Origin of the sequence: Bergeyella anatis (assembly GCF_036016955.1) — a bacterium.
In the GTDB taxonomy this organism is placed as follows: domain Bacteria; phylum Bacteroidota; class Bacteroidia; order Flavobacteriales; family Weeksellaceae; genus JAYWXI01.
The window spans coordinates 1-473 of the sequence record NZ_JAYWXI010000128.1; the positions used below are offsets into that span (position 1 = coordinate 1).

General features: G+C 34.5%; 1 protein-coding gene. It reads right to left on the reverse strand.

The genetic code is table 11. The features are described from left to right. Positions 1-473 (reverse strand): AAA family ATPase (locus tag VQ048_RS13090; protein WP_327611978.1); only part of this gene is annotated, 473 nt, incomplete at both ends.

The window sequence follows — 473 nt, forward strand, 5'->3', positions numbered from 1 at the left end:
ACTCGTAACCCCTTTGCCAACTCTCCTTTTAATAGATTTGCTACACCAGAATCAGAATGGCTACTTAGTAAGGTATGTAATTCCTCTATAATCAATACCGATTTAGGTATGGATTTCAACTCTTGGGCGATATTTTTTAATCGGTCTTCAATTTCGCCTTTATAAGACGCTCCAGCTATTAAAGCACTCATATCTAACTCATAAATAGATAGATCTGCCAACCAGTCTGGAACTTCTTTAGCTCTTACTCTATCTATAAAACTTTTTATAACGGCTGTTTTTCCAACCCCCGAATCGCCAATCAACAAGATATTGGGTTTACTGAACCTTGAAAGTATTTCAACTATTTGTTGCGTTTCGGAGGCTCTCCCAACTATAGCATAATCGTATTTATTAGTTTCTTTTAATTTATCTATGCAGTATTTGTCTATAAATTTGGAAGAAGACTTCTTCTTTAATGTATAATCAGTATT